Origin of the sequence: Xanthomonas sp. XNM01 (genome assembly GCF_014851915.1) — a bacterium.
GTDB lineage: Bacteria > Pseudomonadota > Gammaproteobacteria > Xanthomonadales > Xanthomonadaceae > Pseudoxanthomonas.
Map to the genome: position 1 here is coordinate 119,399 of NZ_JACVAP010000008.1, position 7,046 is coordinate 126,444.

Annotated in this window: 9 protein-coding genes; 1 reads left to right on the forward strand and 8 read right to left on the reverse strand. The window is 70.6% G+C overall.

Going from position 1 to position 7,046, the window contains the following annotated elements:
• Window positions 1-8: 8 nt before the first annotated feature.
• The 8 genes from IB242_RS19920 to flgB are packed head-to-tail and all read right to left on the reverse strand — an operon-like array spanning window position 9 to window position 6,024.
• Entirely contained in the window at window positions 9-1,139 is a 1,131-nt protein-coding gene (locus IB242_RS19920; protein ID WP_192283617.1) for a flagellar basal body P-ring protein FlgI, read from the reverse strand.
• Window position 1,140: 1 nt separating this feature from the next.
• Entirely contained in the window at window positions 1,141-1,806 is a 666-nt protein-coding gene (gene flgH, locus IB242_RS19925; protein ID WP_192283619.1) for a flagellar basal body L-ring protein FlgH, read from the reverse strand.
• Window positions 1,806-2,591, reverse strand: coding sequence for a flagellar basal-body rod protein FlgG (gene flgG / locus IB242_RS19930; RefSeq protein ID WP_192283621.1), 786 nt, complete (start codon window positions 2,589-2,591; stop codon window positions 1,806-1,808). The genes flgH and flgG overlap by 1 nt, the downstream gene beginning before the upstream one ends.
• Window positions 2,592-2,625: 34 nt before the next feature.
• On the reverse strand, window positions 2,626-3,351 hold the full coding sequence (flgF, locus tag IB242_RS19935; RefSeq protein WP_192283623.1) for a flagellar basal body rod protein FlgF: 726 nt from the start codon (window positions 3,349-3,351) through the stop codon (window positions 2,626-2,628).
• 4 nt (window positions 3,352-3,355) lie between these two features.
• A complete protein-coding gene (locus tag IB242_RS19940; protein WP_192283625.1) occupies window positions 3,356-4,555 on the reverse strand; it encodes a flagellar hook-basal body complex protein in 1,200 nt (399 codons plus the stop codon).
• 6 nt (window positions 4,556-4,561) lie between these two features.
• Window positions 4,562-5,248 carry a flagellar hook capping FlgD N-terminal domain-containing protein gene (locus IB242_RS19945; protein WP_192283628.1) on the reverse strand — a complete coding sequence of 229 codons (687 nt, stop codon included), beginning with the start codon at window positions 5,246-5,248 and terminating at the stop codon, window positions 4,562-4,564.
• The gene (flgC, locus tag IB242_RS19950) at window positions 5,245-5,646 is read right to left on the reverse strand and encodes a flagellar basal body rod protein FlgC (protein WP_192283629.1); all 402 of its coding nucleotides are present in this window, start codon (window positions 5,644-5,646) and stop codon (window positions 5,245-5,247) included. Before flgC ends, IB242_RS19945 begins: the two co-directional genes overlap by 4 nt.
• A 6-nt stretch (window positions 5,647-5,652) precedes the next feature.
• The gene (flgB, locus tag IB242_RS19955; protein ID WP_192283630.1) at window positions 5,653-6,024 is read right to left on the reverse strand and encodes a flagellar basal body rod protein FlgB; all 372 of its coding nucleotides are present in this window, start codon (window positions 6,022-6,024) and stop codon (window positions 5,653-5,655) included.
• 135 nt (window positions 6,025-6,159) lie between these two features.
• On the opposite strand from flgB, the gene flgA reads away from it, so the two are divergent.
• Window positions 6,160-6,885, forward strand: a complete 726-nt coding sequence (flgA, locus tag IB242_RS19960; RefSeq protein ID WP_192283631.1) for a flagellar basal body P-ring formation chaperone FlgA — start codon at window positions 6,160-6,162, stop codon at window positions 6,883-6,885.
• The last annotated feature ends 161 nt before the right edge of the window (window positions 6,886-7,046 follow it).

The following is a 7,046-nucleotide window of genomic DNA, read 5'->3' on the forward strand; positions in this document are numbered from 1 at the left end:
GGGCATCATCAGATCACCACCAGTTCGCCGGACAGGGCGCCGGCCTCGGACAGGGCCTGCAGGATCGCCATCATGTCGTCCGGCGTGGCGCCGATGGCGTTGATCGTGTCGACGATGGACTGCAGGCTGGCGCCGGCCGGCCACTGGAACGCATGCGGCACCGGCTCCTGCACCTGCACGTCCGAGCGCGGCGTGACCGCGGTCTGGCCGCCGCCGAAGGCGTTGGGCTGGCTGACCGCGTAGTCCTCGCCGATGGTCACCCGCAGCGCGCCATGCGAGACCGCGACCGGTTTGACCGTCACGTCCTGGCTGATGACCACGGTGCCGGTGCGCGAGTTGAACACCACCTTCGGCACGCCGCTGCCGGCGTCGACGCTGATCGCGTTCAGCCGGGCGACGAAGGCCACCCGCGCGCGCGCATCCTCCGGCGCGGTCACCTCCACGGCGGTCGCATCCAGCGAGTAGGCCGCATCGGCGCCGAGCTCGCGGTTGAGCGCGTCGGTGATGTTGGTGGCGGTCTGGAAGTCGGGACGCTTGAGGTTGAGCCGGATCGTCGGCGCGGTGCTGAAATCCGACGGGATCACCTGCTCGACCGTGGCGCCGTTGGGAATGCGGCCGGCGGTCGGGGTGTTGATGGTGACGCTGGAGCCGCTGTTGCCCTGCGCGCTCAGGCCGGGCACGACCACGTTGCCCTGGGCCAGCGCATAGACCTGGCCGTCGGCGCCGGTCAGCGGGGTCAGCAGCAGGGTGCCGCCGCGCAGGCTCTTGGCATCGCCGATCGAGGACACGGTGATGTCGATGGTCTGGCCCTTGCGGTAGCCCGGCGGGAAGCTGGCGCTGACCATCACCGCGGCGGTGTTGCGCGCGCGCAGCGCCTGGCCGTCGGGCATGCGCACGCCGTACTGGTCGAGCATGTTGCGGATCGACTGGCCGGTGTAGCGCGCCTGGGTGCCGTCGCCGCTGCCGTTGAGGCCGACCACGATGCCGTAGCCGACCAGCTGGTTCTCGCGCACGCCTTCGACGTCGACCAGGCTGCCGATGCGCTGCGCCGTCGCCGGTGCGGCCACGGCCAGCAGCGCCAGCAGGCACAGCAGCGCGGCGTGGCGAAGGTGGGGCGGGGCGGGAATCACGGGGCGCATGTCAGAACGGCATCAGCGGGCTGTTGAAGAAGCGGGTCAGCCAGCCGGCGCGGTTGGCGCTGGCGACCGGTCCGCGCCCGGAGTACTGGATGCGGGCGTTGGCCACGCGCTGCGAGGACACGCGGTTGTCCGAGCCGATGTCGGCCGGCCGCACGTAGCCGTGCAGGCGCACGGTCTCCACGCCCTGGTTCAGGCCCAGGCTCTTCTCGCCGCCGACCTGGAGCAGGCCGTTGGGCAGCACCCGCTGCACGATCACCGTGACCGAGCCGACCAGCATGTTCTGCTGGCTGCTGCTGCCGGCGCCGGTGGCGCCGCGGGTCAGGCCGAGTTCGGTGTCCAGGTCCACCTCCGAACCCAGCAGCCGTCCCGGCGCCATGCTCAAGCTCGATTCCTTGCTGATCGCGCTGTTGTTGCGGTTGCTGGCCTGGGTCGATTCCTGCAGCACCACGGTCAGCACGTCGCCGGCGCGGTAGGCGCGGCTGTCCGAGGTCAGCGCGCGCACCGAACCGGGCACGAACACGCCGCCGGACTGGCCCTGCTGCGGCTCCCACGCCAGCTCCGGCATGTCGTCGACCTGCGGCATCGCGACCTCGCCACGGATCGTCGTGCAGCCCGCCATGCAGGTGGCGAGCAGCGCCAGCGCCAGCAGACGGGCGGATGCGGACATCAGCGTGCCGCCTGGGCCAGCTGCTGCATCATGTTGTCGGCCGCGGTCAGCACCTTGGTGTTCATCTCGTAGGTGCGCTGCGCGGCGATCATCTCGACCATCTCCTCGACGGCCTGCACGTTCGAGCCTTCCAGCGCGTACTGCTTGAGCTTGCCCAGGCCTTCCAGGCCCGGCTGCCCTTCGCTCGGCGCGCCGCTGGCCACGGTCTCGCGGTACAGGTTGTCGCCGACCGCCAGCAGCCCGCCCGGATTGACGAAGCCGGCCAGCAGCAGCTGCCCGACCTCGGTCGCGTTGACCGAATCGCTGGTGGTCACGGTGACCACGCCGTTCTCGCCGATGGTGACCTCGGTGGCGTTCTGCGGGATGGTGATCGCCGGCACGATCGGCAGGCCCTGCGCGGTGGTCAGGTTGCCGTCCTGGTCCGGACGCAGCTGGCCGGCGCGGGTGTAGCCGATCTCGCCGTTCGGCAGCTCGACCTGCAGGAAGCCGTCGCCGACGATGGCCAGGTCCAGCTGGCCGCCGGACGGCAGCAGGTTGCCGGTGGTGAACACCTTCTGGGTGCCGACCAGGCGGGTGCCGTTGCCCAGCTGCACGCCACCGGACAGGTTGGCGTCGTTGAGCTGCGCGCCCGGCTGCTGCTCGACCCGGTAGAACAGGTCCTCGAACATCGCCCGGTCGCGCTTGAAGCCGACCGTGTTGACGTTGGCGAGGTTGTTGGAAATGGTCTGCAGCCGCGCTTCCTGCGCCTGCAGGCCGGTCTTGCTGATCCACAGTGCCTGGTTCATCGGAGTGCTCTCGGAAGTGGGGTGGTGGCCGCGATCAGCCGCGGATCAGGCGATTGCCGGTCTCGGCCATCTCGTCGGCGTTGCGGAACATGCGCATCTGCATCTCGAAGGTGCGGCTGAGCTGCATGGTCTGCATCATTTCCTCGATCGCCGAGACGTTGCTGCCTTCCAGATGGCCCGCCGCGACGCGCACGTCCGGATCCAGGCCGTAGCCGATGCCGGTGCGCGAGCCGAGCAGGCCGTCCGGACGCTTGACCAGGTCGGCCGGCTCCGGCCGCACCAGCGCCAGGCGGTCGGCGACCTGCATCTCGGTGCCGCCCAGCGGCATGATCGAGATGCTGCCGTCGGCGCCCACGTCCAGCGCCTCGTAGGGCGGCAGCACGATCGGGCCGCCCTCGCCGAGCACCGCACGCCCGTCCAGGGTCAGCGCGCCTTCCTCGTCGACCACGAAATGGCCGGCGCGCGAATAGGCCACGCCGTCCTCGGCCTGCACGCTGAAGTAGCCGTCGCCCTGCACCGCCACGTCGAGCGGCCGGCCGGTCTCGCTGAGCCGGCCGCGGCTCTGGTCGACCACCGTGCCGGTGACGCCGGCCTGGTGGCGCGAGTCGTAGCCGTAGCCGTTCACCTGCAGGTGCTCGGCGATCGCCATGTCGGCGCGGAAGCCGGAGGTCTGCGCGTTGGCCAGGTTGTTGGCGCGCACCGCCAGCGCGCGCTGCGCGTAGTCGGCGCCGCTGACCGCGGTGTAGAGGAAGGCATCCATGACGTCAGATCGACTGCATCAGGGTGCGCATCATCTCGCTCTCGGTGCTGAGCACCTTCGAGTTGGCCTGGTAGTTCTGCTGGGCGGTCATCAGGTTGACCAGCTCGGTGGCCATGTCCACGTTCGAGCTCTCCAGCGACGCCACCGCCAGCGCGCCGATCAGGCCGGCGCCGGCGGCGCCGTAGATCGGTTCGCCGGTGCTGGAGTTGGGCTGCCAGGCGGTGCCGTCGACCGGGTTGAGCGCCAGCTCGTTCGGGAACACCGCCAGGGTCAGGGTGCCGGCGCTGACCCGGCTGCCGTTGCTGTACTGGACCTGGATGCTGCCGTCCTCGCCCAGGCCCACGTCGATCACCGTGCCGGGAGCGTTGCCGTCCGGACGGTTGGTGGTGGTGGTGAAGCGGCCGCCCTGGTAGGTGGTGCCGGTGTAGGTCAGGTCGATCTCCAGCGCCTCGGCGCCGGCCAGCGTGGCCAGCGTCGCCGGCAGGTTCAGCGTGGTCGCGCCGGTGCCGCCCAGGCGGCCATCGAGCCCGAAGTTCAGGGTGTGGTCCGGGGTGCCGCCGACCAGCACGCCGTCCAGCGCGTAGTACACGTCCACGTCGCTGCCGGTCGCCGTGGTGGCGCCCTTGACGAAGTACTGGGTCAGCGTGTGCTGGCGGCCCAGCGAGTCGTACACGCTGGAGACCTGCAGGTCGTTGTAGGAGGTCGGCTCGTTCATGTCGAACGCCAGCGCCGGGGTGGTCCAGTCGGCCGACATGTTGCCGGCGTAGCGCAGGCTGGTGCTGGCCTCGGCCAGCATCGCCTCGGTGGGCACGCTCAGGTCGCCCATCACGCCGCCGTTCTCGGTGCCGTAGCCCTGCACGCGGCGGCTGAAGGCATCGACCACGTAGCCTTCCTTGTCCACGTTGAACATGCCCATGCGCGAGTACACCAGCATGCCGTTGGTGTCGCGCGAGACGAAGAAGCCGCGGCCCTGGATCGCCGCGTCCAGCCCGCGGCCGGTCGGCAGCACGTTGCCGCTCTTGGTCATGGTCTGGCTGGTCGAGCCGACGTAGACGCCACCGACCTCGGCCTGCATGTAGGCGGCGGCGAAGTTGGCGCGGCCGGACTTGAAGCCGTAGGTGCCGCTGTTGGCGATGTTGTTGCTGATCTGGCTCAACTGGCTGTTGACCGCGTTGAGGCCGCTGAGCGCTATGTTGAAGGCCATGGCCGGTCAGACTCCGTTCGAGGAAAAGGTCGGGACGCCGCCGGAGCGGCCGAGGAAGCGCGAGATCTCGCCGGTGCCGACGTTGCCGACGCCGGAGACCGCGAGCACCACCGCGCCGCTCGCATCCAGGCGCACGCTCTGCAGCTGGCCCTGGATCTCGGTGCGCGGGGCCTGGTCGGTGCCGGTGTCCACGCGCAGGCTGTAGCGCCCGGCCTTCAGGCCCAGCGCCTGCGGATCGATGCGGAAGTCGACCGTGCCCGCGTCCTGCGCGCCCAGCGCGATCCGGTGCTCGACCCCGTCGCTGCCCTTGAGCACCACGGTGGCGTCGGCGACCGCCGACTCCAGCACGAAGCCGCCGCGGACGGCGTCGCCGCCCAGCGCGACCGAATCGGTGGCGACCATCACCTCCGAGCCGACCTGCGAGCCCAGGCTCACCACCAGCATGCTTTCCTGCAGCGCCGCCGAGGCGCTGGTCAGGCTGGCCAGGTTCTCCATCATCTCGACCTGGCTCATCGAGGCGAACTGGTTGACGAAGTCCTTGCTCTCCATCGGCGCCAGCGGATCCTGGTTGCGGATCTGCGCGACCAGCAGGGTCAGGAACAGGTCCGAGACCTTCTCGCCGTTGCTCTTGACCGCATCGGTGCCGGTGCCCGGGAAGGCGGCCGCGGCATTGTTCTGGACCGCCGTGCTCATGCGCCTTCACCCATCTTCAGCACCTGCTGCTGCATGCCGTTGATCCGCACCAGCACCTCGACATTGGTCGAGTAGGCGCGCGAGGCGGCCATCATGTCGGCCATCTCCTCCACCGGATTGACGTTGGAGTAGAAGACCATGCCCTGGTCGTCGGCCAGCGGGTTGCCGGGCTCGTACTTGCGCTCCAGCGGGTCCTGGCTGCCGATCACGTCGACCACCTGCACGCGGGCGCCGACGCCGTTGAACACCGACGCGAACACCGGCTTGCGCGCCTGGTAGGCGTTCTGCTCGGTGCCCGAGGTGCCGGCGTTGGCCAGGTTGCTGGCGATGGTGTTCATCCGCACCGTCTGCGCGGACATCGCGGAGCCGGCGATCTCGGCGATCTGCTTGAAGGCCATGTCCGCTTACCCCTGCCCGCTGATCGCGCCGGCCAGGCCCTTGATCTTCATGTTCACGAAGGTCAGGCTGGTCTGGAAATCGAGTGCGTTCTGGGCGAATTCGGCCTGTTCCACGCCCAGTTCGACGCTGTTGCCGTCGGTGCTGGCGCGGCTGGGAACCCGGTACAGGGTGCCTTCGGACTCGAACATCGGCATCGCACCGGCCGACTCGAACCCGAACTCCGCCTCGCGCAGGCGCGCACGGAAGTCCAGGTCGCGCGCCTGGTAGCCGGGCGTGCTCTCGTTGGCCAGGTTGGAGGCCAGCACGCGCGCGCGTTCGCCACGCAGCTTCAGCGCGGCAGGATGCAGGCCCAGCGCCTGCTCGAGATTCAGTCCCATGGCTTGCCGATTCCCAGGAGGCCGCGCAATCGCCACGGCCGGAGATCGCATGGTAGGCAGGCCCGCCGCCACGGCTCGAAATCTAAAAACACCTTGAGCGATCGCGCCGTGGCCGGCGCCGGATAATCGCCGGCGATGCCGAAGTCCTCGTTCCAGCTGCGCTTCCTCGCCGCCGCCGGCCTGTCCGTGGGGCTCGCCCTGGGCGCAGCGCCGGCACGGTCCGCCGGTCCCGACCCGGCGCAGGCCGCGGTCGAGGCGGCGGCCCGCAGCTGGCTGCAGGCGATGCTCCGCGAACAGGGCCGGCCCTCGCCGCGGATCGACCTGGCCGTGGTCGCGCCGGCCCGGCAGCCGCCGGCCTGCGCCACGCCGGAGGCCGAGGTGGCCGATGGCAGCCGGCCCGACCGCCTGCGGGTCGCACTCCGCTGCGCCGGCAGCGGGCAGCCGCCGGCCGCTTACGTGGTCCGCGTCGCGCTGATGGCGCCGGTGGTGGTGGTGCAGGAGCAGGTCCCGGCCGGCCGGGCGCTGGAGGCTGGCGCACTGGGCGTGGCCGAGCACGACCTGGCCCTGTTTCCCGACGCACTGGCCGATCCGGACCTGGCGGCCGGACGCAGCACCCGGCGCAGCCTGCGCAGGGGACAGGTGCTGCAGGAGCGCTTCCTGTACGCCGAGGACGGCGTGCGCCGCGGCCAGGGCGTGCGCATCGTCGCCGGCCGCCCCGGCTTCGAGGTCAGCATCGCCGGTACCGCCCTGCAGGACGGCGCGCCATCGGCGATGGTCACCGTCCGCAACCGCAGCACCGGCCGCATCGTGAACGCCCGCGTGGTCGGCAACGGCGTGGTCCAGCTGGTCGCCGGCGACTGAGCCGGCACGAAGCCTTACGTGCTGCTGACGTACTTCTCGCGCTGGGCAAGGCGGGCATGCTGGCGAGCCACCGGCTCGCATGACCGCCGCGCGCCGCGTGCGCTGCACGTGGCCGGGGATCCGGCGCGAAGCCTTACTTGCTGCTGACGTACTTCTCGCGC

Bases quoted from the DNA above. Each gene is read 5' to 3' on its own strand.
- IB242_RS19920 (WP_192283617.1), bottom strand. From the start codon at position 1,139: ATGCGCCCCGTGATTCCCGCCCCGCCCCACCTTCGCCACGCCGCGCTG.
- flgH (WP_192283619.1), bottom strand. From the start codon at position 1,806: ATGTCCGCATCCGCCCGTCTGCTGGCGCTGGCGCTGCTCGCCACCTGC.
- flgG (WP_192283621.1), bottom strand. From the start codon at position 2,591: ATGAACCAGGCACTGTGGATCAGCAAGACCGGCCTGCAGGCGCAGGAA.
- flgF (WP_192283623.1), bottom strand. From the start codon at position 3,351: ATGGATGCCTTCCTCTACACCGCGGTCAGCGGCGCCGACTACGCGCAG.
- IB242_RS19940 (WP_192283625.1), bottom strand. From the start codon at position 4,555: ATGGCCTTCAACATAGCGCTCAGCGGCCTCAACGCGGTCAACAGCCAG.
- IB242_RS19945 (WP_192283628.1), bottom strand. From the start codon at position 5,248: ATGAGCACGGCGGTCCAGAACAATGCCGCGGCCGCCTTCCCGGGCACC.
- flgC (WP_192283629.1), bottom strand. From the start codon at position 5,646: ATGGCCTTCAAGCAGATCGCCGAGATCGCCGGCTCCGCGATGTCCGCG.
- flgB (WP_192283630.1), bottom strand. From the start codon at position 6,024: ATGGGACTGAATCTCGAGCAGGCGCTGGGCCTGCATCCTGCCGCGCTG.
- flgA (WP_192283631.1), top strand. From the start codon at position 6,160: ATGCCGAAGTCCTCGTTCCAGCTGCGCTTCCTCGCCGCCGCCGGCCTG.